This is a genomic window from Streptomyces sp. NPDC005648, from assembly GCF_040605395.1.
Lineage (GTDB): Bacteria > Actinomycetota > Actinomycetes > Streptomycetales > Streptomycetaceae > Streptomyces.
This window is the reverse complement of sequence record NZ_JBEXCS010000014.1, coordinates 22,115-45,991: the sequence shown is the minus strand read 5'-3', so window position 1 is coordinate 45,991 and position 23,877 is coordinate 22,115. Positions and strand designations below refer to the sequence as shown.

Here is a 23,877-nt window from a genome sequence, read left to right as displayed (position 1 = left end):
GGAGGTTGCGTCAGGGTGTCGTTCCGTATCCGTGGATCCCTGGGATGGTGAGATCTCCGCCTGTCTGTCCGGCCTGGTCGATGTCGACGTCGTCCAGGCCGAGTTGGAGTTTGAGGCCGAGCTTCCCGACCGTGTCGTAGAGCCATTCCGGGACGGTGTCGGGCGTGAGACGGAGGCGGAGGACGGGAGGCAGGGGGATTCCCTCGGCGCCGGAGAGGGTGCCCGTCAGGCTCTCGACGTACATGGTGATGTGGTCGCCTCGCAGCGTGGACGTCGAGCCCGGTGCTCCATCGATGTGCTGGATCTGCGGGCCGACGGGTACGGACATCCGCAGGTCGCGGATCGTGACACCGGCCGCGGAGAACTTGAGCACCCGCTTGGGGCCGGCGGCCGTGTCCACGGTCACCACGCCGCCGAAGACGACGTCACGCAGGTGGAGGCGGCTGCCCTTCATGTTCCATGCCTCGGCCGCGAATCGACCGGCGCTCGTGTCTTCGGGGGCCTTGAGATCGCTGAGGTCGCAGGTGCGGATCGCCTCCGTGGTGGTCGTGGGGCGGGGCGGGGGAGTGGTCGTTCGGTCGCCGGGAGACGGCGATGTGCGGGGCGCGGACGGTGGGGACGAAAGGTGTGAGGACGGAAGGTGTGGGGCCACCGTCGGCGTCGGAGCGGCCGAGTCGGCCGACTCGGGTGAGGGGCTGACCTCGGGTGCCGGACTCCTGCGCTCGGTGTCGCCGCCGAGGAGGGGCTCGAGGAGGGAGTCGAGGAGGCCGGTGGGGGCGGCGCTCGTGCTCGGCGCGTGGGACGGCGCCGGGGCGCGGCTCGTTTCCCCGCCGGCGATGTGGTCCGGCGGGGTGACGGATGTGCCGCTCCCGGGGGAGTCGGGTGTGCTGGGAGCGGTGGTCGGGGTCGGCGGCGCGGCAGAGGGCGACGGCTCGTCGCGGCGGGCGCAGTCGGCGCCGCCGCCGGCCGCCTCCTCGGGAACGGAATGCGCGGCGGTGGCGCTGGTGTCGGCGGCCGGACGCTGACTTCCCAGGACCAGAGCGGCGGGCAGCGCGGTGAGTGCGAGAGCCTTCCCGAGCGGCAGGCGCAGACGAATCAGCGCGGATGTCCGAGGAATGGCGTGTCGGCCCTTCGGTGGCCGTACGAAGCGGACTTCCGCCGCCTCCTGGCAGATGTCGGGTGTGGGTGTCTGGTCAGCCATTCCCGGGCTCTCCCTCCGAGCCGAGTGCGCCGTCGGGTGTGTCCGCATCTGCGTCCACCGGTCCCCACGCCAGAGCCAGGAGGCCGCCCGTGGCCGCGAACAACGCGCCGAGCAGGAAGCCTCCGAAGTTGGAGATGGGAAGTGACAGCACACCGAGGAAGATGGCGACGCAACCGGCGAAGAACCTGATGATCGGCTGGAACCACAGGAGCCCCCCGAGGACGATCAGCGTCAACCCGATGATCAGCGATCCCGCTCCCGCGGTGGTGGACATCGCCACGGACAGCGTGCCCAGGGAGAGATTGAAGTACGGGAAGTAGATGATCGGCGCGGCGGCGAGGAGCACCAGGAGGCCCGCCCAGAAGGGGCGGGTGCGACGCCAGGCCCGGAAGGCCTGGCGGGCCCCGGCGAAGCCGTTGCCGCTGTGGGGGTGCGCGGAGGCGCCGGCACTGGTCATGGGGAGGCTCCCGGATCGTGGAGGGGCGGGGGAGGGGGAGCGGGTCAGAAGCAGTCGTGGCGGCCGGCCGCGATGTTCATGTGCAGGCCGGCCAGTTCGAACGTCCCGGCGGAGGTGGCCCAGACCTTCTGGTGGGCGTCGATGATCTCGATCGAGTCCGCCTGCTGGGCGTAACCGTCGGGGTCGACGTGATCCTTGGGGTTGACCTGGCCCTTGGTGATGGAGCCGGTGGCGACGCCGATGTCGACGTTGTGGAAGGTGCCGGACTTGGCCTGTAGGTCGGTCATGTCGATGTAGAGGTCCTTGGCCTTGACGGCGGTGCCCTCGCCGCCGGCCTTGAGCGTCATCGTGTAGGTCCCGAGCACGGGAATGTCCACCGGCACGGACTGGCACATGTCGGTGATCTTCGCGTTCTCGAGGGCCGAGACGGTGACGGGTATGTGCTTGCCGTTCTTGGCGACGTCCACCGTCGCGTAGTTGGCGAATCCGCTGCCGCTCAGAGAGCCGGCCGAGACCTTGAAGTCGGAACCGGAGATGCTGAACGAAGCGGCCAGCGCGCCCTGGGCCATCGAGACGGCGACCGCGGCCGTGGCGGCCGCCGTCGGCACCGCACCGATGGCGAAACGCTTCCAGTGGGTCTTGCCGATGCGCTGGGACATGCGTGGGCCCTCCGTTGTCGAGGCATGCGAGGTGAGCGGCCGGGTGCGGAGAAGGCACACCGGAAGGAACTCGATAGTGCTGCTATCGAGTGCCTGATAGTGGCACTATCGGGCCCGGTGGGGCAACCCCCGGTAACGCGATACTGGGAGGGACAGTTGAGCGTGAGGGAGCGCATGAGGATTTCAGAGCTCAGCCGGCGGTCCGGGGTGCCGGTGGCGACCATCAAGTACTACCGCCGGGAGGGGTTGCTCCCCGAGGGGCGGGCGCTGAACCCCACCACCGTCGAGTACGACGACGAGCACATCCAGCGGCTCCGTCTGATCCGTTCGCTCATCCAGCTCGGTGGGCTGTCCGTTGCCCGTACCCGAGAAGTGCTGGAAGCCGTCGACCGTCCGCTGGACGCCTTCGAGACCCTGGGCGTCGTTCATCACGCCCTGCCCGTCCCTTCGGCGGAGACGCACGACGAGAAGGACACGGAACGGCAGGACGTCGCCGGCGAGGAGGTGTCCTGTGGCGCCGCCGCGAGGGTCGAGGCCCTGATCGAGGACATGGGCTGGCAGATCTCCGACGTGTCACCGCACCGCCCCGCACTCGCCGAGAGTCTCGCGGCGCTGACCCGTCTCGGTACGGACTACTCGGCGGACGACCTCATCCCCTACGCACGGCTCGCCAGCGCCACCGCGGACCTCGACTTCGCGCAGTTCGAAGGGATCGAGGACCGTATCGCCCTGGCCGAGCGGGCGGTAGTCCTCACCGTACTGTTCGAGCCGGTGGTCCGACTCCTGCGGCGCCTGGCACAGGAGGACGCGAACCATCGTCGCCATGACCGCCGTGCGTGCGGGCGGGGAGAAGGTCCCGGCGAGACGTGAAGACGGCCGCCTGCCGTTTCGGCCGGCCGTGTACGGCAGAAGCAGCAGGACCGGGCCTTCGCCCAACTGCCTGCGGCCAGGCGGCCACTTCACAGGAGAGGTGAACCCGTCACGGTGTCAGCGGTGTGGCCGGTGGCAGGCCGCCGGCCACACCGAGGGTGCTACGGGGCAGGGGCTCAGGGGCTGTCCTCGCCGCCGCCCTCCGTGCCGCCGTTGGCGAGCCACTGGGCGTAGGCGATCGCGGCGAGGCGGGCCGAGAAGATGTTGTCGCGGACGGTGGCCGTCGTGACGGGGGCGGTGCCGGCGGCCGCGGTCAGGCCCGATGCCGGTGCGTACATCGCCTCGTTGAAGACCGACCCGCTGGGTGCCGAGGCCACGGCGAAGACGGGATAAGCCGTTCCGCCGGAGAAGGACGTGGAGATGTAGTCGCCGACCATGGTTCCCTGGGTGGTGCTCGCCAGCCAGGAGTGGCTCATCGGGCCGGCCAGCTGGGTCGGCGCGGTCCAGGTGCTGCCGCCGTTGGTCGAGGAGACGTAGCCGACGTCCAACTGGCAGGTGGAGGCGGTGCAGTTGGCCACCGGGTGGTAGTAGTACGCCAGCGCCAGGTGCGCCGTGCTGCCCGAGGTGGCCGGATCGACCGCGAGCCCGGGGATGAAGTGGTCGACGGTGCTGGTCGTCGCGTCGATCGGGATGCGGGTCACCGAGGACCAGGTGGTGCCGTTGGTGGAGGTCGCCATCACGATGTCGTTGGAGGTGCAGGAGCCCCCGCTCGCCCGGAACCGGCAGTCCTGCCAGACGACGTACACCTTGCCGGCGGCGTCGATCTCGGCGGAGGGCAGCGGGCCGCTGCGCAGGCTGCCGCGGACGGTGAAGGTGCTGACGGTCGCCACGGTGGTGGCGTTGGTCCAGGAGCTGCCGCCGTTGGTGGAGGTGAAGGCGCGGATGGCGGTCTCGGAGGCGTTGGCGATCGGGACGACCACGGTGCCGTTGGGCTGGACGACGGGCTGGCCGCCCAGGCCGGTGGCGCTGTTGCCGGTGTTCTTCGACGCACCCCAGGTGAGGCCTCCGTCGGAGGAGGTGGTCATCTTGATGCGGTCGCTGTCGCCGTTGTTGTCGTACTCGGTGTAGCAGTTGCCGTAGAAGGCGCTGCTCGCGGTGTTGTCGCAGACGATCCAGTTCTTGTCGAGGCTCGAACCGGTCGCGGTGACCACGGGGTTGCTCCAGGTCAGTCCGCCGTCGGTGGAGCGGCTGGTGAACACCTCGGGCACGGTGACGGACGAGGTGATGGGGATGCTGGAGATCAGCCAGACGCTGTGTTTGGCGTCGTAGGCCACCGAGGCGTCGCTGACCCGTTGGAAGGTGCCGCCCGCCTGGGTGGTGATGCCCGGCAGGAATCCCTTGGTCCAGGTGGCGCCGCCGTCCTTGGAGGTCGCGAAGCCGACGTTCGAGCCTCCGCCGTCGGTGAACCGGCCGACCTGGAAGGCGGAGACGATCGTGGAGCCGTAGGAGAAGGTGTCCGGCTCGACCTCGGTGGCGTGCTGGCTGGTGGAGTTGGTGTACGGGTCGGAGCTGATCTGGGTGAGGGCCGGTGCGGCGGTCGCGGTGCCCGTCGACAGGACCAGCGTGCCGGCCGCCAGGCCCGCCGTCAGCAGGCCGGGTCTCGCCATGCGGTGGAGCAGTGATTTCAGGGACATGATCCGTTCCCTTTCCGAGAAGGGGCACGTCCGGCATCGGTGCGTCGCGGAAGGGAGACGGGAGCATGCCTCGTACACGTCCGCTCCATGAGGGGGCGGGCGGAGCCCGGCCGGACCGAACATCGTGCAGGACGTGCGTCAGAACGCCGACACTCTGCTGCCGCAAGCATGGGCATGTCAATCCCTCTTTGGCGCAACACCTCCTGAAACACGGGGAATTGACGTGCCTTTGACTGTTGCTCGCCGTGATGTCCCGCCGTGTCGCACACTGAGGAGCCGGTGACAAGCATGGCTTGGGGCGCGAAAGTGTTGTCATGGCGCTGCGCTATCGGACCAACGGCCCGGAGTTCGACTTCCCGCCCTTCACCGGACTGCCGCCGGTCCGTTACGTGCTCGCGTCCACCCCCCGCTGCGGCAGCAACATGCTCGCCCGCGCCCTGTGGCACACCGGGCTGGCGGGCTTCGCCGAGGACTACTTCGCCGACGCCTTCGTGCTCGACTACTTCGAGCGCTGGGGATTCGACTCCGACGATCCACAGGAGTTGGCGGAGGGCTATGTGCGCCGGCTGATGGCGTGCCGGACCAGCCCCAACGGTGTGTTCGGGCTGCGGATCCACGCGGGGCACCTCGGGAGACTGGAGGCCGACCCGTACGACATCCTCCAGGCACCCCGGTACATCTGGATCCAGCGCGGGGACCGGCTACGGCAGGCCGTGTCGTACGCCATGGCCGAGCAGACCGGTGTCTGGATCCTCGACGGGACCTATCTGCCGGAGCCGGAGGGGAGCGCGCGCGTCGCTCCCCGGTACGGCTACGACGACATCCGCCGGCATCTGCGACTGCTCGATCGCGACACCGCCGCCTGGGAGGACTACTTCGACCGGCACGGTGTCGTCCCGCATGTCGTCGTCTACGAGGACCTGGTCGCGCGCTACGAGGAGGGCCTGCGGGGCTGTCTCGACTTCCTCGGGGTCGACGCGCCCGCGTCGGTGCCGGCTCCGGGGATCAGGCGTCAGGCCGATGAGCTGACGCAGCAGTGGGTCGAGAGGTTCCTACGGGATCGTCGTGCTGAGCGGCCAGCGGCGTAGGCGGTACGGCGTCCACCACAGGTGGCGTCCGGCGCGGTGCAGCAGGTTCTCGTGCAGGTGACGGCGCAGGACCCGCTCGGTCGACGCCGACGCGAGTGCCGGGACGCCGTCCAGCAGCCCTTGGAACGCGGTACTGGCGGGGTCCTGGACGACCAGGCGGCGGAAGGAGCCCCAGCGGTGGTCGCGGATCTCCAGGAAGCCCGGGCCGCGGCGGTAGCCGCACTTCGCGATGTGGAACGAGCCGCGCCACGCGGCGACCACGTGTTCGTCGTTCTCCGTGCCGGAGGAGCCGTGCAGGACGGCTGCCGGGGGGTGCAGATGACTCAGCGGGCGCCACTGGTCCGGGTCGTCCATGCGCAGTGTCCAGTCCACCGCGATGCCGTGGCTGGTGAGTTCCCGTACGAGGACCAGGACGGCGACCGCGGATGTGCCGTCCGGATCGGTCAGGTCCACGGGCTGGTGCACCTGGACGAACTGGACGCCCTGGGAGGCGAGTTGTCCGACGGTGTGCACGGGATTCTCCGGCGGGCCCTCCAGGGTGCCGCAGTGCACGCCGGGCAGTCGCATGGCCGCCGGATCGCGGTCCTTCCACAGGGTCAGAGCCGGCTTCATCGGGCGCCCTCGCCGGTCGGGCGCACCAGGGCGGGAACGAGCGCCGTGCCGTCCCCGTGCAGTCCCGTGCCGTCCAGCCGCAGCAGGTCCTGGTTGGCGACGGCGGGTGCGACCTGGACGTATTGGCCGCCGTCGGCGAAGACCAGGCCGAGTCTGCGCCAGCGCGTCAGCAGGTCGGCGACGCGCTCCTGTGTGACCGCCTCGGCCGGCCGCGGTGTGTTCGCGAGCCGGGCCGCCGTCTTGCGCAGCAGTGCCGCCGGGGTGTGCGGCGTGTCGAGCAGCCGGAACACCGTCACTTCGAGCGGGTCGGTGACGTCGAGAAGATGCCAGGAGAAGCCCGGCCGGGTGTCGACCAGGATGATGTGTTCGCCGAGGTCGCAGTGGGTGAGGCGGCTGCGCGGGTACGCCCGTGTCCAGTCCGCGACGGCCGTGCGCAGCCGGTCGACGCAGCCGTCGGCGATGCCCTGGTGCGGTGTGTCGAAGATGTACACCAGGTCGGCGAGTTCGTCCTCGGGCAGGTCGTAGATGTGGTGGTAGTGCGAGGCGGGGCGCAGTTCGCCGAAGCCCAGTTCCGGCCGGTCGAAGTAGGGGCTGAACCGCTCGACCTTCAGCCGGGTGGAGTTGGCCGGCGGGGAGAGATGGTGCAGTGCGGGCAGCTGGTCGACGATCTCGTCGTAGTCCTGTTCGCTCTCCCCGGGGAAGCCGTAGAGGTAGTTCCAGCTGAGGTTGATGCCGACGGTCTCGGCGTCCCGCAGCAGCCGTACGTTCTGGCAGCCGCTCACCCCCTTGTCCATCAGCTTCAGCACCCGGCTGCTGAGGCTCTCCACGCCGGGCTGTACGTAGCTGATGCCCGCCGCGTACAGCGTTTCCAGTTGCTCGCGCCGCAGGTTCGACTTGATCTCGTAGCACAGCCGCAGGTCGTATCCGCTCTCCTCGAGGAGCGGGGCCATGGAGGTGAGGTAGGCCATGTCGAGGATGTTGTCGGTGACCCACACGTCGAGGACGCGGTGGCGGCGGACCAGGCCGAGGATCTCCTCCACGAACCGCCTGGGGTCCTTGCTGCGGAACTCCATGAAGGAGCCGTTGAGGCCGCAGAAGGTGCAGTGGTGTTTCTCGCCCCACCAGCAGCCGCGTGAGGCCTCGACCACCAGCCGCGGCTCCACCCAGCCGCCCGCCGTGGATCCGGCATGCCGCTCGAAGTAGTCCCCGTAGTCGGGGGTGACGAGGGCTCCTGGGGGCAGCGGGGCCGCGTTCATGGGATGTGCCACGGACCTGCCGTGCCGGTCGCGGCGGCACAGGCCGGGGATGGCGGCCAGGGCGTCGTTGTCGTCGTCGCGGAGCGCGGCGAGCAGTCGCGGGAACGCGATCTCGCCCTCGCCGCGCACCACGAAGTCGACCTGGGGGAAGTTGCGGTGCAGCGCGGCGCCCTGCGGGCCGTCGCAGTTCGCGCCGCCGAAGACCGTGATGGTGCCGGGTGCTAGTTCCTTGACGACCCGGGCCGCCGCGAGCGCCGCCGCGTTCTGTGCGAACGTCGTGGTGAAGCCCACCACGTCCGGCGCCGTCGCGGCGATCTTGGCGGCCGTCTCCCGGATGAACAGCGGCGCCAGTCCGTGCAGTTCGCGCGCCTTGGCCAGCATGTGCCGCGGCAGCTTCGCGCCGAAGTGCTCGGTGAACTCCGCCACCCGCCAGCTGGGCCGGTCGTTGAGCGCGGCCGAGAAGATCCATTCGCTGTGTCCGGAGAAGTACGAGCTCGCGCAGAAGTCGTACTCCTCGAAGCTGTATTCCGTACGGGCGGCCACCCAGTCCGCGAAGTCGAGGTTGGCGTGCACCACTTCGACGTCGGCGGCGCCGTCGGGGAAGACGTCGAGGATCCGGCGTTTGAGGATGCCGAGGGCGAGGGACGGCGCGTCCAGCGACGACCACGGCATGTCCACCAGGACGATGTGCACGGCGCATCCTCTCCCCGTCACCACAGTCCACGGCGTGCCAGTGCCCGCCGTGCCGTCTCGCGCCGGGCCGTCGCTTCGGCCTCGAAGGCCGCCGCCACCCGCTCGGTCACCACGCCGTGGGCCAGCCCGGCGGACGTGGCGAAGTACGCGTAGTGCACTGCTTCCGCCGTGGCGGTGTGCCCGGTGTCGCCGGCACCGGGCCGCCCGGCCGGGGTGGCTGCCCAGGCGGCCGCGGACGCTGTGCGATACCTACGCAGGGCGGCGTGGCCGCGGTCGGTGCCGATGATTCCCTCGGCCTCGATCACGAACGACAGCGGTTGCTCGCAGGTCAGCGCCGTGAACAGGGCGATCATCAGCTCGTGGGTCACGGTGTCGCGCAGCGTCGCGTTCTCGGCGCCGTCCAGCAGGTGGCAGGCGAACGCCTCCTCCACCGAGAGCCCGGGGCCGGTGTAGGGGATGAGCCGGAACCTGGTGAAGTGCGGCGAGTTGAGGAAGCCCGTGAGCAGGGCGGACTCCGTGGCACCGGCGTCCTGCAGCAGGCGCAGGCTGCGCGGGAACGTGGTCGCGAGGCTGCCGCCGCTGCCGGGCCGCCAGACCTGGGAGCGCAGCCGGCGCGCGGTGGTGTCGAGCTCGGTCAGGTCGACGGAGGCCAGGCACTCCAGTTCCCCCGGATCCGCCGCCACGGCCTCGGCGCCCTCATCGGCGAGCCGGGCCCGCAGGTCCGCGTCCAGCAGTAGCCGCATCAGCAGCTCGGTCAGCCGCTCGCCGTCCAGGGACGTGCCCGGCTCCACCGTGCTCACACCGCCTCCCCGCGCTGCCAGGCGGCGACCAGGTCCCGCAGCCGTGCGTAGTTGCGCCGGGACTTCTCGACCAGCTGTCCGTCCTCCCGGTACATCGGGTCCTCGTAGGACACTCCGAGGAGGTGGGGGCAGCGCGGCATCAGATACGCGGCGAGTTCCACCTGCTCGTCCAGCAGGACGCCGTGATGCAGATCGCGGAACTTGCCGCCCACGATCTGGCAGCCGGACAGGTGCAGTTCCCGGCAGCGGCTGAGGGGCAGGGACTCGATTCCGTCGTACATCCTGTCTCCGGTACGTCCCCTCAGCCACTGGTAGCTGAGCAGATGGCCGACGTCGAGGGTCACCCACACGTCGGCGTCCTCGGCCAGGCGGGAGAAGTACGCGAAGGCGTCCATGTGTCCCAGGACGAACGAGCCGCCCTCGGTGAAGCCGGGGAACTCGACATGCAGCGGCGGATCGAGCAGCCGGGCCGCCTCGGCCACGTTCCGGGTGGCGATCTCCAGGCCCGGCTCGGTCAGCGGCGGCGGGAGCGGATACGGCATCGGGATGCCGCGCAGGCTCCAGATGCCGAGGTCCTCCACCACCCAGGAGAAGCCGTAGCGGGCCGCCAGTTCGTTGGTGAACTCGGCGGCCGGGCGGCGGTCGTAGGGCTCGGGCGTGCCCATGTTCAGCTCGGTCTGGTGGAGGGCGCGGGCGGTCCCGGCGGGCAGCGCCTCGAAGAAGCGGTCGTATGCGCGCTCGTAGTCGGCCGTGCGGACGCGGGCGCGTGAGCGTGGCTGGAAGGCGAGGGCCGCGTAGGCGAAGTCGCCGCCGTGGCGGTGCAGGAAGGCGCGGACCCGGTCGGTGATGTCTCCGCCGCCGTCGTCGCTCTCGACGAATCCGATGCCGCGCCTGCCGAGGCGTCCGCCGCCCCACGGCATGTCCATCAGCACCCCGAGGCCCATCCTGTTCGGGGCTTCCGGGTCGGCGACGGCAGGGGCGCCGCCGGGTGCGGTAAGCGGCGGTTGCGTCATGTCGAGCTCCTGGCTGGAGGTACCGGTGCGGCCGAGAGGGCCGGGTGAGGGCTGCCGGCCGCCGCGTCGGCCAGACGGGCCAGCAGTCGGCGGCCACGGTCGGTGCGGGCCGTGAGCAGGCCGTCGGCGCGCTGTTCCACGTCGGCGCGGGGGAGTGCGTAGAACTGTTCCCGGACGACGTCGGCGACGGTGAGGCGGTCTGCCGTACGGTCGTCGGCGATGGCCGGCACGGTGCGTACCCAGGGGTGCGGGCGCAGGGCCGCGACGGCCGGTGGGCGAGGGTGGTCCGGGGCGGGGCGCTGGGGTGCCGAGGGGGTGGTCCGGCCCGGTCTGACGGTGCGGAAGATGCGCACCAGGCGGTCCAGGGCCTCGGTGCGCGTCGGGCCGCCGTGGACCGCCAGCGGGCGGCCGAGGCGGCCGGCCAGGTAGCTCAGCTCGGGGTTGCCCGTGAGGCGGTCCGAGGCGTCGAGGGTGAGTCCGTACTCCTCGGGGCTGTTCGCGAGTCTGGTGCCGGGTTCCGCCACCATCAGTTCCAATGCGTCGATGCCGATGTGGCGCTCGTTGTCGACGAGGAAGCGCAAGGACGCCTCGAACTCGTCCGGCGTCTCGTCCAGGACCTGTCCCATCACGGTGAACCGGACGGTGATGCCCGCCGCGGCGAGGTTGTCGAGGATGCGCTGGTAGTCGGCGGCGCGTACACCCCGTTCCATGCGGTCCAGCAGGCGCTGGGAGGTGCCCTCGTAGCCGACGGAGATCATCGCGCAGCCGGCCGCGGCGAGGGCATGGCAGAACTCCGGTTCGGTCAGGGCGGGTTCCAGTCGGCTGCGTACGCCGAAGCGGATCCGTATGCCGCGCTCGCGTACCGCGCGCATCGCCTTGAGGATCAGCCGCAGGTTGGTGTTCTCGTCCGCGACGGACACGTACCGGGTACCCGTGGCGCGGACCACGGCCTCCACGGCGTCGGCGATCTGGTCCGCGGTGCCCTGCTGATACGCGCCGTGCGGCAGCGACCGGTTGCCGTAGGAGCAGAACGCGCACCGCCCCCAGTAGCAGCCGACACAGGAGACGATCGCGAGCTCCAGGGCGTTGTTGAGGTAGGAGCCGAACGGCAGGCCGGTGAAGTCGGGCGGTCCCAGGTCACGGAAGCGCAGGGTCACCGCGGGACCCGTGCGCGGTGCGGCCTCGGCACGCGGCAGCCAGGTCATGCCGGGCACGGCGGCGAGAGGGATCGTTCCGTCCAGCGCGTCCAGCCAGCGTTCGAGGGGTTCCTCCCCGGCGGTCGGGCACAGGGCGTCGACGGTCTCCCGGACTCCGGGCAGTCGGGCGAGGCTGTCGTGACGGAGCATCACCTGCTGTCCGCCCAGACAGATCCGGGCGTCCGGGGCCAGCCGCCGGACCCAGGCGGCGATCAGCAGCGCGGGCGCGAGCTGGCTGAAGAACGCCACGGACAGGCCGACCACCCGGGGGCGATGCCGGCCCAGCAAGTCGGTCACCTGTCGGTGCAGCGAGCCGACCGGTACGCCCGACGCGGCGGGCGGCAGGTCGGCGGCCCGGCGTACGGCGTCGTCGAGCCGGTCGAGGTCGTCCCAGGTCCGTGCCAGGAAGGTGCCGCGGACCAGGAGTTCGAGGGCCAGGGTGGCGAGCCGGACCGCGCGGTCGGGGCCCAGCTCGCCGGCTGGCTCCTTGTGCAGGACATGCGCACGCACCTCGCCGAGGTGCGTGGTGAAGACGTCGGCCACGGCTCGGCGGTACCAGTCGCTGACGGCCGTACCGTCGTCGCCCGTTCCCGTTTTCTGGGCGCGGACGGCGTCGTCCAGCAGCGCGGGATGGCGCAGCAGCTCGTGGAGCACGCCGATGTTCAAGTCGGCCTGGTGAACCCGCCGACCCCGGCGCCGCAGGTGGCCGGTGAGGTACGGCAGGCTCAGATACGGGAAGAACCTGGCCTCGGTCTGGGGCGGGAAGATCAACAGGACGTCGGTGCGGGTGCGGTCCGCCGACGGGCTGGACGGCACGACCCACCTCCTCGTCTCACCGGTCCCGTCCGTCCGAACTTGGCCTTGGCTCCGGGGTGTTCTAGCCGGGAATGTCCTCCGTGCTCTCCGCGGCGATGTAGGTGTAGGTGTGGTAGGCCGCGCCGAGCTTCAGCTCACTGGAATCGATCACCTGGAGTTCTTCGAGCTCACCGAATTCCGCATCGGTGACATTCTCGGGAGAAACAGCGGTCATGAATTCTTCCCCTTCGCAAATATGACGGGAATGTGCCGCGTGCCGTGCATCGCGCCCACGCTAGCCAGTCCGTACATGTCTCAACAGCCCATACGTCGTCGTTTTCGCTGGTTGGAATTCGGCCAGGTCAGTGGCTCAAGGAGGCCCCTCGGTAGCCGTACGGCGCAGCAGCCGCCGCGATGACCATGACTCATAATCGCCCTCCGCGCCGGGCCGCTGGGGAAAAATGGCGGCCAACGTCGTTGTGCTGCTGGAGGGCCGTTTGGACCGCCTGTACCGACATGTCGACGCTGCCGTGGTCCGGGCGGCGGTCCGGCACCCCGACCAGGCCCTGGTCTGGCCGCACCTGACCGACCCGTCCGCGACCCAGGAGTCGTGGCGGGCGTGGCTGCGACAGGTGTGGCAGTCGGCCGACTTCGCCACCGCGGTCGAGTTCTCCAGCCCCGACCTGGCCAGGCGGGTGCACCAGATTGGCGCCGGGGAGCCGGTGGAGGACCAGGCCGTGCGGCGCGCGGTGCTTTCGGTGCTGCGGTACCTGCTGCGTGCCCGCTCACGCGCCACTCCGTTCGGTCTGTTCGCCGGTGTCGAGGCCGCTCGTATCGGGGCGGCTCCCGCGCTGCGTGTGGGCAGCGGGCACCGGGCGGTGACCCGACCGGACGCGGTATGGACCGCGGCATTCGTCGAGCGGCTGGAGCAACACCGCGCGCTGCGACCCCGTTTGACGCTTCTCGCCTCCAGCCTCGCGTTCGAGCGCGACGGACGCCTGATGGTCGAGCACCGCCCCAGCGGCGAGGAAGGCGGCGCCCCCGCACAGGTGAGGATTCGCGCGACCGGGCCGGTCCGCATGGCCATGGACGGCGCGCGGGCGCCGGTCTCGTGGACGGCTCTCGCAGAGACCCTCTGTGCCGGTTTCCCGGCCGCTTCACCCACTCAGGTCGACAATCTCCTCGCCAACCTGGTGCGACAGCGATTCCTGATCACCAGCCTGCGCCCCGCCGTCACTGCCTCCGACCCGATCGCCGCACTGCTCGGACAGGCACAGCACCTGCCGACGGCCGAAGCCGACGAGTTGCGTCAGATCGCGGCGGCACTGGCCCGGCACGACGACGCGACCGCCGTCCCCGCCGTTCCCGCGCGCGCCCGCGCCGAACGCGCCCGCGCGACGGCCGCGATGACACGGCTGTGCCCCGCCGTGAAACCGAGGCTCGCCCTCGATCTGCGCCTGGACTGGGACCTGGTGATCCCGGAGACGGTGGCCGAGGAGGCCGCGTCGGCCGCCACGGCCCTCGCGCGCCTGGCACCGCGAACGGCGCTCAGCCCCGGATGGGCCGACTGGCATGACCGCTTCCTCGAACGCTACGGTCCGACAGCGGTGGTGCCCGTCCTGGACGCCATCGACTTCCTCGGTCACCCGTCCGGCTATCTCGGGTCCACACCGGCGTCGGCCGGCCCGCGGCTGACGGCCCGTGACCGCCGGCTGCTGGGGCTCGCCCACACCGCCGCGGTGAAGCGCCGCCGCGACGTCCTGCTCGATGACGCCGCGATCGACGAACTGGCGGTCGCGGATCCCGGTCGGCCCGTGCAGCCGAGCACGGAGGTCTCCGTCCGGATCCACGCCACGAGCGTATCCGCCCTGGAACAGGGAGAGTTCACCCTGCACGTCGTCGGGGTGTCCCGTGCGGCCGCCACGGCCACCGCGCGCTTCCTCCACCTGTTCGACGCCGACGACCGCCGCCGCATGACCGACGTCTACTGCGGCCTGCCCGGCGCCCAACAGGACGCGCTGATCGCCCAGATCAGCACCACCCCGCTGTACATACGCTCGGTGAACGTCGCGCACGCCCCGCGAATGGCGGACGTGGTGATCCCCCTCGGCGACCACCATGGACCGGACACTCATCAGCTCCCCGTGACGGATCTGGCGGTGACCGCCGATGCCGAGCGGCTGCATCTGGTCTCACTCTCGCGCCGCCGCCCGGTGCACACGGTGCTGCCGAACGCGGTGGACCTGACCCACCACACCCATCCGCTGGCGCGGTTCCTGGCCGAGGCACCGGTGGCACTCGCCGTCCCCTGCACCGGGTTCTCCTGGGGAGCCGCCGTCGCCGGCCTCCCGTTCCTGCCCGCGGTGCGCTACGGGCGCACCGTTCTGTCCCCGGCCCGCTGGACCCTCGCCGTCGACGACCTGCCCGAGGCGCGGACACCGTGGCCGCAGTGGGACAAGGCCCTGGCCGAGTGGCGTGACGAGGTGCTCCTGCCCGAGCACGTGTACCTGGGTGACGGTGACCGGCGCATGCTCCTGGACCTGACGGAGCCCTCGCACCGGGTCCTGCTGCGCACCCAGGTGGAGCGCGACGGCACGGCGCTGCTCCGTGCCGCGCCGAAGCCAGGGGACCTGGGCTGGACCGGCGGGCGGGCCCACGAGATCGTCATCCCCCTGGCCGCCGTGGACCGGGCCGGCGCACCGGTGCGCCCAACGGTCGACATCGTCGGCCGCGAGCACGGCGACCTGCCCGGCTGCGGGAGCGGGATCTCCCTCAGGTTGTACGGGCACCGCGACCGCCAGGATCCGCTCCTGACCGGGCATCTTCCCTCCCTCATCGAGGAGTTGGGCGGACCCCGCTGGTGGTTCGAGCGCCACCGTGATCCCGAGGACCACCTCAGGGTGCGGTTGATCTGCGCGCCCGGCTCACTCGGCAGCGCCGTCGTGCAGACCGGCGAGTGGACGCGGCGGCTTCGGCGTGCGGGCCTGATCACCCACACGAGCCTGGAGACCCATCACCCGCACACCGCGCGCTTCGGCGGCCCCACGGTGATGGCGGCGGCCGAGGAGTTCTTCGCCGCCGACTCGGCCGCCGCCATCGCCCAGCTGACCGCGCAGGCCGGCCGGGGCGCTCCGGATGCCCGGGCGCTGACCGCCGCGAGCATGGTGGACATCGCCGTCGGTCTGCTCGGGGACCATCTGCTCGGGGATCACACGAAAGCCATGCGCTGGCTGGTCGAACACGCCCACACCGACAGAAGCGCCCCGCCCCGAGCGGTCTACGACCAGACCATCGCCCTGACGACCGCCTCCCTCACGCCCGAGGCTCCCGCCACCCCGTCGCTGGAGACGGGCGTCACCGCGAGCTGGTCCGCACGCCGCAGCGCGCTGGCCGCCTACCGGGGCGCGCTCGAGGGCGCCGGGACGCTGCCCCCGCAGGACCTCCTCCCGGACCTCCTGCACCTCCACCACGTCCGCATGCGCGGAGCGGACCCTGCCGAGGAACGCGTACACCTCCACCTGGCCAGAGCCGCCGCTCTGAGCTGGACGGCACGAGCGAGCAGAACGACATAACCGCGCTGGCCCCGGGCGCCGGGCGACCTGCCCTCCCGACCGGCCCGCGCGCCGGCCGTCGTAGAGCTCAAGGCGCCTGATTCGTACGGTCGTTGAACCCGCGGAAGGGAAGCGCGCGTTCAACCCAACGGCTCAACGGCTCAACGGCTCAACGGCTCAACGGCTCAACGGCTCAACGGCTCAACGGCCCAACGGCCCAACGGCCCAACGACACAGGGGCTCAACGACACAGGGGCTCCGGACTAGACCGGCGGCGGGGCCGCGGTGGTGCGGCGCGCCACCAGCGTGGGCGAGAGCTTGATCTGTACCGAGGGCTTGCCGCGGTCCGCGATCCGTTCCAGGAGCAGACGGGCCGCGTTCCTGCCGATCTCGTGCCCCGCCTGGTCGACGCTGGTCAGGGAGATCGGGCCGAGCGCGGCGAACGCGGTGTTGTCGTATCCCGCCACGGAGATGTCGCCGGGCACCGACAGTCCGGCCTCGGCCACCGCCTCCAGCACGCCCATGGCGACGATGTCCGCACCGGCGAAGACGGCCGTGGGCCTGGTCGGACGGGTGAGCAGTTGCTTCGCGCCCTCGTACCCGCCCCGCTGGGTGTATCTGGTGGAGACGACGTCGATCTCCGCCTCCAGGCCGAGGGCGCGCATGGCTTGCCGGTAGCCGTCGGCGCGCTGGGCGTTGGGCATCTCGACACTGCGGGTGGGGTCGGTCTCGTGGTGTTCGATGTGGGCGATCCGGCGGTGGCCGAGGTCGGCCAGATGGCTCACGACGAGGGCCGCGCCGGCGATGTCGTCGTCGGCGACGGTGTCGTAGGCGGGGGAGTGGCCGTGGCGGCCGACCACGACGGTCGGTACGGCGGTGGCGAGGTGTTCGAGATGGGCGCGCGGCGAGACGGGGGCCACCAGAACGAGTCCGTCCATGCCGCGGTCGATCATGGCTTCGATGACACCCGCCTCCTCTTTCACGCCGCACCCGGGACCGAGGAGGACCTGGTAGTCGGTGTCGGTCAGGCAGCCGGTGACGCCGTCGAGGATCTCCGGGAAGAACGGGTTGCGGATGTCGGGCAGCATCACACCGATGGTGTACGTCTGCCCGCGCAGCCCCCGCGCCGCCGCCAGGGGGCGGTAACCCAGCTCGTCGATCGCCCGGCGCACCTTGGCCCGCATCTCGGGGCTGGCCCCGTAGGCGTTGCGCAGCACCTTCGAGACGGCGGTGGTGGACACCCGGGCATGCCGGGCGACGTCGACGATGGTGACGCGACGGGGCGATGCGGGCGGCTCCATATGGCTTTCCTTCGGCTTCCTTCGGCTTCACTTCGGCGTCGTGGGCAACGTTGGCGGAAAGTGTACGGATGAAGCTCCAGTTCGGTAAGGGCTGATCGCGGGCTTGAGTGAGCCGGTTCGAGGCCGTTCCGTAACATTCACGCAGCGTGCGCGGCATCTTGACGTCACGCAGGGCGCTCTCTAGGGTCTGGCAACACCTACGGGAAACGTTACCCATTCGACCCAGTGGTCTGCCGGAGGCTCCCCTTCGGCGTCGTCCGTACTCCACAACCCAAGACTCGGCAGGTGTCTCACCCGTCCGGCCGGTGCACCCTTCACCGGACTCGCTTTGAAACGTTTCAAGGAAGCAGGTCCGCCCGTGACCCTCGCCCCGAACGCCCAACTCCCGGATCGCGACCACCCCCCGGACTCCACACCCCTCACCACGGCGCGCCGCCCACGCACCGCGCCCCCGTGGTGGTTCATGGCGCCGGCGCTGCTCCTGTTCGCCTTCGTCGTCCTCGTCCCCAGCGCACGGGGCGTGTACTACGCCTTCACCGACTGGGACGGCCTCGACCCGCACTTCCGCTTCATCGGCCTGGACAACTTCTCCGCGATGTTCCGGGACGCGGACGCGACGCAGGCCATCTGGCACACCCTGCTGATCGCCGTGTCCATCACGGTCGTACAGAACGCGGTGGGCCTGCTGCTGGCCCTCGGCGTCAACTCGGCCATCAAGTCCCGCAACCTGCTCAGGGTGCTGCTGTTCGCCCCGGCGGTGATCACCCCGATCGTGACCGCCTACCTGTGGCGCAACCTGCTCGGTCCGGACGGGGCGGTCGACAGCCTGCTCGGGGCGATCGGTCTCGGCGCCTGGCGGCAGGACTGGCTGGGCAGTCCGAACCTCGCGCTGTGGGCGGTGGTCGGCGTGATCGTCTGGCAGTTCGCGGGCTATTCGATGGTCATCTTCCTGGCGGGACTGCAGTCCGTGCCCCAGGAGGTCCACGAGGCCGCGGCGCTCGACGGAGCCGGTCCGGTGCGCCGCTTCTGGTCGGTGACCAGGCCCCTGCTGGCCCCGGCCATCACCATCAACCTGATGCTGTCGATCATCGGCGGGATCAAACTCTTCGACCAGGTCTACGCGCTGACCGGCGGCGGTCCCGGCCACGCCACCGACACCCTGTCCACCCTCATCTACAAGGACGCCTTCACCCTCGGCGAGTTCGGCTACAGCATCGCCCTCGCGGTGGTCCTGACGATCATCGTCGCCATCGCGTCCACCGCACAGTACGCCGTGCTCTCCCGCAGCGAGAGGGCCGCCTCGTGAACCGCTACCGCCCCCGCACCCTCGCCCTCGAACTCCTCATGATCGTCGCCGCGCTGGCCGTGGGCTTCCCGGTGTACGTCCTGGTCAACCTCGCCGTACGCCCCGCCTCCGACACCTCGTCGCCCCTGCACCCCACCACCTCACCGACCCTCGGCAACTTCACCCACGCCTGGCAACAGGGCGCTCTGGGCGGGGCGTTGGCCAACAGCGTGCTGGTGACGGCGTGCAGCGTGGTGCTCGTCCTGGCGGTGTCCTCTCTCGCCGCGTACCCGCTGGCCCGGATCACGGCCCGCTGGTCACGGGGCACCTACCTGCTCGTCCTGCTCGGCCTGGTGCTGCCCTTCCAGCTCGCCTCGCTCCCGCTGTACCAGACCATGCGCGACCTCGGCCTGCTCGGCACCCCCTGGGCCCTGGTCCTCTTCTACTCCGGCCTCCAGGTCCCCTTCACCGTCTTCCTCTACGTCGGCTTCCTGCGCGCCCTGCCCCGCGACTTCGAGGACGCCGCACTCATCGACGGCTGCACCCCGCTGCAGGGCTTCCGGTACGTCGTCCTGCCGATGCTCAAGCCCGTCACGGTGACCGCGCTCGTGCTCAACGCGGTCGCGGTCTGGAACGACTTCTTCACCCCGCTGCTGTACCTCAGCGGCAGTGCCCAGCAGACCATGCCGGTCGCGATCGCCGGTTTCGTCGGCCAGTACGTCACCGACTGGAACCTCATCTTCGCCGCGCTGGTGATCAGCATCCTGCCTGTCCTGCTCGTCTACTTCCTGCTGCAGCGCAGCATCATCAACGGCTTCGCCGGAGGGCTGCGGGGATGAACCCCGCCCCTCTTCTCCACATGGGAGACACCATGAAGACACGCACACTCACCACCGTGGTCGCCGCGACGACGGCCGCCGCCCTGCTGGCCGCCTGCAGCGGGGGCACCAAGGCGGGAGGCTCCGGCGGCGGGGGCTCGAAGACGCTGACGCTCGCCTCCGTCGACCAGGGTTCCGTCGAAGACGTCGTGAAGGCGTTCGAGAAGGCCAACCCGGGCGTCAAGGTCCGCTACACCACCAGCGGCGCCGACCAGTACCAGCAGCAGATCCGCACCCAGCTCTCCTCGGGCACCGCACCGGACGTGATGTCGGTGTGGCCGGGCAACGGCAACCCCGCCGCCACCTACGTCCTCGCCAAGCCGGGCTATCTGCGCGACCTCTCCGACCAGCCCTGGGCCGCGAAGATGCCCCCGGCGATCAAGAGCGTCGCGCAGTACGACGGGAAGACCTACAACGCGATCTTCGGGCAGAACGGCATCGGCGCGGTCTACAACGAGCAGGCCATGGCGAAGGCCGGGCTCACCCCGCCCGACACCTGGACCAGGCTGCTGGCCTTCTGCAGGGCCGCCAAGGCCAAGGGCACGCCCGCCTTCGCGCTGGGCATCCAGGACAACTGGGTGACCCAGCTGGCGCTCTACTCCATGGTCGCCACGACCGTCTACAGCCCCGACCGGGACTTCGACGCGAAGATGCAGGCCGGAAAGGCCACCTTCGCCTCCTCGGCGTGGACCACCGCGATGGACAAGTACGTGACGATGGAGAAGACGGGCTGCTTCCAGAAGAACCCGCTGGGCACCAACTACGAGGCCAGCCAGCAGCTCGCCGCCACCGGCAAGACGCTCGGCATCATCCAGGGCAACTGGGTGATCGCCCTGCTCAAGCAGAAGAACCCGCAGGGCACGTTCACCCTCAAGCCGGTCCCGGCGACGGACGACCCCTCCCAGGTCCTCATCCCCGCCGCGGCGGGCGCCGGCTACGGAGTCAACGCCAAGGCCAAGAACCCCGGACTCGCCCTGAAGTTCGTCAACTTCGTGATGTCACCGCAAGGGATGAACCTGTTCGTCAAGAAGCAGGGCGGTCTGCCCTCCCTCCCCGACACGGGCTTCGCGGTCGACCCCTCGCTCACCGAACTCTCCCAGTTCATCGGAGCGAACCGCACCGTGCCGTTCATGGACCAGCGCTGGCCCAACCCCAAGGTGCAGCAGACCATGCTCAGCGGCCTCCAGGAGATCTTCAGCGGGCAGTCCACGCCCGACAAGGTCCTCAAGGAGATGGACACCGACTACAAGGCCGGCTCATGAGCACGGCGCCGACGGCCGAAAGGACGAGGGAGTGAGCCATGACGAGCGCGACACGGGCGGTGTGCGGCACCCCGGAACAGGAGAAGCAGACGATGGCCAACGGAGGACGGCAGGACCTCGCCGCCGGACCCTGCTCGCGGCGACCGCGGGCGCGGTACCGGTGATGGGCGCCTTCACCGGCGCCACGACGGCACAGACCGCAGAACATCGCCCCGTGGAGGACGACGCCGTGTACGGACTGACGGTGGAGCACCGCACCGACCCGCTCGGCGTGGACGCCGCGCACCCCCGCTTCGGCTGGCGGATGCGGGCCGCCGGCCGCGGGCGCAACCAGGGCGCCTACGAGATCGTGGTCGCCACCTCGCCGGGGAAACTGACCGGAGGCCGGGCCGACGTCTGGAACAGCGGCCGGGTCGACTCCGCCGACTCGGTGGCCGTCCGCTACGGCGGTGGACCGCTCACCGCCTCGACCCGGTACTACTGGACCGTCACCGTCTGGGACACCGCGGGCCGCCGGCTCGGCAGCGGCCCCGTGGCCTGGTTCGAGACCGGCCTGATGAGCACGGACGGCGTCACCGGCTGGGACGGCGCGCAGTGGATCGGGATGAAGGGCAAGACCCCCAACTCACCCGGCGCCCCGATGCTGCGCACCGAGGCCCCCCTGCGGGGCCGGGTCCGCGAGGCGCGGCTGTACGTCTCCGCCCTCGGGGTCTACGACCTCCACGTCAGCGGCCGTCCGGTGACCGTCCCGCAGGACGGCGACGCCACCCTCGAACTGCTGGCGCCGGGCTGGACGAACTACGACGCACGCGCCACATACCTCACCTACGACGTCACCCACCTCGTGGCCCGCGAACCGGTCGTGACCCTGGCGGCCGTCCTCGGCAACGGCTGGTACAACGGCCGTATCTCCGACGGCAGTACGTACTACTCCAAGGACGGCAACCCGCTGGCCCTCAAGGCCAGACTCCTCATCCGCCACACCGACGGGACGACCCAGTCCGTCGTCACCCGTCCGGACGGCTCATGGAAGGCCACCGACACCGGTCCCCACCGGGCCGACGACATCTACGACGGCCAGACCTACGACGCCCGGCAGGAGCTGCCCGGCTGGACGGCGTCCGGCTTCGACGACTCCGCCTGGTCGGACACCGAACGCGTCCCCTACGAGACCAGGTATCCCGGCGTCCGGCTCCTCGCGTATCCGGCCGAGACCGCCCGTCTGATGAGCCGCTGGGACCGACGCCCGCAGTCGGTCACCGTCAGCACGGGCGTCACCGGCGACGGCAAGGGCCGTATCGTCGTCGATCCCGACCGCACGGTGACCGACCCGCACCGCGCGGCCTCCGCCCACGTCACCATCGGACCCGGCGACACCGCGATCTTCGACCTGGGCCAGAACATGGTCGGCGTCCCCCGCTACACCCTGCGCGGCCCGGCAGGTGCCCAAGTCACCTTCCAGTTCGGCGAGATGCTCAACGACGCCGGCGCCGGAGCCGACGGGCCCGAAGGCTCCCTCTACCGGGCCAACCTCCGCAGCGCCAAGGCCAGCAGCACCTACATCCTCAAGGGTGACCGGGACGGGGAGACCCACCAGGACTCCCTGACCTTCTACGGCTTCCGCTACGCGTCCGTCACCGCGACCGAGACGGTCACCCTCAGCGGCCTGACCGGCAAGGTGGCCACCTCCGCGACCCACGAGATCGGCAGTGTCACCACCGACGATCCCGACGCCAACCAGCTGATCAGCAACATCCGTTGGGGCCAGCGGGGCAACTACCTCTGGGTGCCCACCGACTGCCCCCAGCGCGACGAGCGCCTCGGCTGGACCGGCGACACCCAGGTCTTCGCCACCACCGGCCTCTACCACGCCGACGCCGGCCCGTTCCTCGACCACTTCCAGAGCACCGTCATCGACTCCCAGACCATCTACGGTCAGGACAAGGCCCAGTTCACCGGCGTCGCACCGAGCGGGCGCTACAACTTCCCCGGCGGTGGCAGCGGTTGGGCGGACTGCGGGGTCATCCTCCCCTGGACGCTGTGGCAGATGACCGGCGACCCGGCCGTCGTCGAGAGCAGCTGGCCCGCCATGACCCGCTACCTCGACTGGATCCGGCAGCAGACCGGCGACACCCACGCCGGACAGGGCTCCCTCACGGGTGACTGGCTGGCCCCGCAGAAGACCAGTGCCCAGCTCATGAGCGACGTCTACTACGGCTATGTCGCCCACCTCATGGCGCAGATGGCACAGGCCACCGGCCGCCCGGCGGAAGCCACCGCCTACGAGCAGCTCTTCGGCGACATCAAGCGGGCGTTCATCACGAAGTACCTCAGTGTCGAGGGCGGCACGGTCACCCTCAGGTCCAGCCTCGGCGACGCCTCCCCGATCGAACCGGGTTCCGACCCCCACCAGAAGACGGAGGACAACAGCCAGACCGCCCTGCTGTGGGTGCTGAAGCTCGGCTTCTACGACACCGAGGCCCAACGCCGTTCCCTCGTCGCCCACTTGGCCGACAACATCGGCAACGACGCCGCCTACAAGGCCGCCCACCCGGACAGCAGCCGGGTCAAGTACGCCGAGAACACGCTCTCCGTGGGATTCCTCGGCGTGAACGTCCTCGCCCCCGTCCTCAGCGACGAGGGCCGCACGGACCTCGCGTACAAACTGCTGCACCAGGACGCGCTGCCCTCCTGGCTGTTCTCGGTGCGCGGCGGTGCCACCACGGTCTGGGAGCGCTGGAACTCCTACTCCAGGACCGAGGGGTTCGGCCCGGTCGGCATGAACTCCTTCAACCACTACGCCTACGGCGCGGTCATGGAGTGGATGTACGCCTACATGGCAGGCATCGCCCGCGACCCGGCCCGCCCCGGGTTCAAGCACTTCCTCCTGCAACCACACCTCGACCCCACCGGGAAGATCACTCATGTCGCCGGCTCGCACGAGTCGCCGTACGGCGAGATCCGGAGCGAGTGGCGGGTGACGGACGGCGGCGCCTCACTGACGTACGAGGCGGACGTGCCCGCCAACAGCGAGGCCACCCTGCGCATCCCGGCGAACTCTCCGGACTCCGTCCGCGAGGGACGCACCCCGCTGGCCCGTGTGGACGGCGTGCGCTACCTCGGACACGCCGACGGCATAGCCTCCTACCTGCTGCCCTCCGGCTCGTACCGCCTGACGAGCGGCCTGCGCTGACCCGTCTCGCTCCTCTTTCCTCCTACATGACTGAAACGTTTCACTATGCGCCGTTTCATGATGCGGCGCTTCA

At 70.4% G+C, this 23,877-nt stretch carries 19 protein-coding genes; 8 read left to right on the top strand and 11 right to left on the bottom strand.

Annotated elements, in window-relative coordinates:
- Positions 1 to 10 precede the first annotated feature (10 nt).
- Genes ABZT17_RS10880 through ABZT17_RS10870 form a run of 3 tightly spaced genes read right to left on the bottom strand, consistent with a single transcriptional unit; the run spans position 11 to position 2,317 of the window.
- Positions 11 to 1,201: a hypothetical protein gene (locus ABZT17_RS10880; RefSeq protein WP_356346529.1), complete on the bottom strand. Its 1,191-nt coding sequence runs from the start codon at positions 1,199 to 1,201 to the stop codon at positions 11 to 13.
- Positions 1,194 to 1,658 (bottom strand): DUF6114 domain-containing protein, encoded by a 465-nt coding sequence (locus tag ABZT17_RS10875; protein WP_356346526.1) that lies wholly within the window; start codon positions 1,656 to 1,658, stop codon positions 1,194 to 1,196. The genes ABZT17_RS10880 and ABZT17_RS10875 overlap by 8 nt, the downstream gene beginning before the upstream one ends.
- Before the next feature lie 44 nt (positions 1,659 to 1,702).
- Positions 1,703 to 2,317 (bottom strand): DUF6230 family protein, encoded by a 615-nt coding sequence (locus ABZT17_RS10870; RefSeq protein WP_356346524.1) that lies wholly within the window; start codon positions 2,315 to 2,317, stop codon positions 1,703 to 1,705.
- Between the two features lie 174 nt (positions 2,318 to 2,491).
- Between ABZT17_RS10870 and ABZT17_RS10865 the strand changes: the two genes are divergently transcribed.
- The gene (locus ABZT17_RS10865; protein ID WP_356346521.1) at positions 2,492 to 3,187 is read left to right on the top strand and encodes a MerR family transcriptional regulator; all 696 of its coding nucleotides are present in this window, start codon (positions 2,492 to 2,494) and stop codon (positions 3,185 to 3,187) included.
- Positions 3,188 to 3,363: 176 nt separating this feature from the next.
- Here ABZT17_RS10865 and ABZT17_RS10860 read toward each other — a convergent pair whose 3' ends face one another.
- On the bottom strand, positions 3,364 to 4,881 hold the full coding sequence (locus ABZT17_RS10860) for a sialidase family protein (RefSeq protein ID WP_356346519.1): 1,518 nt from the start codon (positions 4,879 to 4,881) through the stop codon (positions 3,364 to 3,366).
- A 314-nt stretch (positions 4,882 to 5,195) separates the two neighbouring features.
- Here ABZT17_RS10860 and ABZT17_RS10855 point away from each other — a divergent pair, with 314 nt between their 5' ends.
- Positions 5,196 to 5,969 carry a Stf0 family sulfotransferase gene (locus tag ABZT17_RS10855; RefSeq protein ID WP_356346515.1) on the top strand — a complete coding sequence of 258 codons (774 nt, stop codon included), beginning with the start codon at positions 5,196 to 5,198 and terminating at the stop codon, positions 5,967 to 5,969.
- On the opposite strand, the gene ABZT17_RS10850 is transcribed toward ABZT17_RS10855, so the two are convergent.
- The 6 genes from ABZT17_RS10850 to ABZT17_RS10825 form a co-directional block, all read right to left on the bottom strand.
- The gene (locus ABZT17_RS10850) at positions 5,934 to 6,581 is read right to left on the bottom strand and encodes a DUF5825 family protein (protein ID WP_356346513.1); all 648 of its coding nucleotides are present in this window, start codon (positions 6,579 to 6,581) and stop codon (positions 5,934 to 5,936) included. The genes ABZT17_RS10855 and ABZT17_RS10850 overlap by 36 nt on opposite strands.
- A complete protein-coding gene (locus ABZT17_RS10845) occupies positions 6,578 to 8,530 on the bottom strand; it encodes a RiPP maturation radical SAM C-methyltransferase (RefSeq protein ID WP_356346511.1) in 1,953 nt (650 codons plus the stop codon). The genes ABZT17_RS10850 and ABZT17_RS10845 overlap by 4 nt, the downstream gene beginning before the upstream one ends.
- Positions 8,531 to 8,547: 17 nt before the next feature.
- The gene (locus ABZT17_RS10840) at positions 8,548 to 9,330 is read right to left on the bottom strand and encodes a hypothetical protein (protein WP_356346509.1); all 783 of its coding nucleotides are present in this window, start codon (positions 9,328 to 9,330) and stop codon (positions 8,548 to 8,550) included.
- Positions 9,327 to 10,343: a DUF692 family multinuclear iron-containing protein gene (locus tag ABZT17_RS10835; RefSeq protein WP_356346506.1), complete on the bottom strand. Its 1,017-nt coding sequence runs from the start codon at positions 10,341 to 10,343 to the stop codon at positions 9,327 to 9,329. The genes ABZT17_RS10840 and ABZT17_RS10835 overlap by 4 nt, the downstream gene beginning before the upstream one ends.
- Positions 10,340 to 12,355 carry a radical SAM protein gene (locus tag ABZT17_RS10830; protein ID WP_356346504.1) on the bottom strand — a complete coding sequence of 672 codons (2,016 nt, stop codon included), beginning with the start codon at positions 12,353 to 12,355 and terminating at the stop codon, positions 10,340 to 10,342. Before ABZT17_RS10830 ends, ABZT17_RS10835 begins: the two co-directional genes overlap by 4 nt.
- A 61-nt stretch (positions 12,356 to 12,416) precedes the next feature.
- The gene (locus ABZT17_RS10825; protein WP_356346501.1) at positions 12,417 to 12,569 is read right to left on the bottom strand and encodes a hypothetical protein; all 153 of its coding nucleotides are present in this window, start codon (positions 12,567 to 12,569) and stop codon (positions 12,417 to 12,419) included.
- Between the two features lie 226 nt (positions 12,570 to 12,795).
- Here ABZT17_RS10825 and ABZT17_RS10820 point away from each other — a divergent pair, with 226 nt between their 5' ends.
- On the top strand, positions 12,796 to 15,906 hold the full coding sequence (locus ABZT17_RS10820) for a lantibiotic dehydratase (RefSeq protein WP_356346499.1): 3,111 nt from the start codon (positions 12,796 to 12,798) through the stop codon (positions 15,904 to 15,906).
- Between the two features lie 242 nt (positions 15,907 to 16,148).
- On the opposite strand, the gene ABZT17_RS10815 is transcribed toward ABZT17_RS10820, so the two are convergent.
- Positions 16,149 to 17,186, bottom strand: coding sequence for a LacI family DNA-binding transcriptional regulator (locus ABZT17_RS10815; protein WP_356346497.1), 1,038 nt, complete (start codon positions 17,184 to 17,186; stop codon positions 16,149 to 16,151).
- Between the two features lie 358 nt (positions 17,187 to 17,544).
- Between ABZT17_RS10815 and ABZT17_RS10810 the strand changes: the two genes are divergently transcribed.
- Genes ABZT17_RS10810 through ABZT17_RS10790 form a run of 5 tightly spaced genes read left to right on the top strand, consistent with a single transcriptional unit; the run spans position 17,545 to position 23,804 of the window.
- The gene (locus tag ABZT17_RS10810; RefSeq protein ID WP_356346495.1) at positions 17,545 to 18,492 is read left to right on the top strand and encodes a sugar ABC transporter permease; all 948 of its coding nucleotides are present in this window, start codon (positions 17,545 to 17,547) and stop codon (positions 18,490 to 18,492) included.
- Positions 18,489 to 19,310 (top strand): carbohydrate ABC transporter permease, encoded by an 822-nt coding sequence (locus tag ABZT17_RS10805; RefSeq protein WP_356346492.1) that lies wholly within the window; start codon positions 18,489 to 18,491, stop codon positions 19,308 to 19,310. Before ABZT17_RS10810 ends, ABZT17_RS10805 begins: the two co-directional genes overlap by 4 nt.
- 32 nt (positions 19,311 to 19,342) lie before the next feature.
- Positions 19,343 to 20,611 carry an extracellular solute-binding protein gene (locus ABZT17_RS10800; RefSeq protein ID WP_356346490.1) on the top strand — a complete coding sequence of 423 codons (1,269 nt, stop codon included), beginning with the start codon at positions 19,343 to 19,345 and terminating at the stop codon, positions 20,609 to 20,611.
- A 38-nt stretch (positions 20,612 to 20,649) separates the two neighbouring features.
- The gene (locus ABZT17_RS10795) at positions 20,650 to 20,775 is read left to right on the top strand and encodes a hypothetical protein (protein ID WP_356346488.1); all 126 of its coding nucleotides are present in this window, start codon (positions 20,650 to 20,652) and stop codon (positions 20,773 to 20,775) included.
- Entirely contained in the window at positions 20,775 to 23,804 is a 3,030-nt protein-coding gene (locus ABZT17_RS10790; RefSeq protein ID WP_356346486.1) for a family 78 glycoside hydrolase catalytic domain, read from the top strand. Before ABZT17_RS10795 ends, ABZT17_RS10790 begins: the two co-directional genes overlap by 1 nt.
- Positions 23,805 to 23,877: the final 73 nt, after the last annotated feature.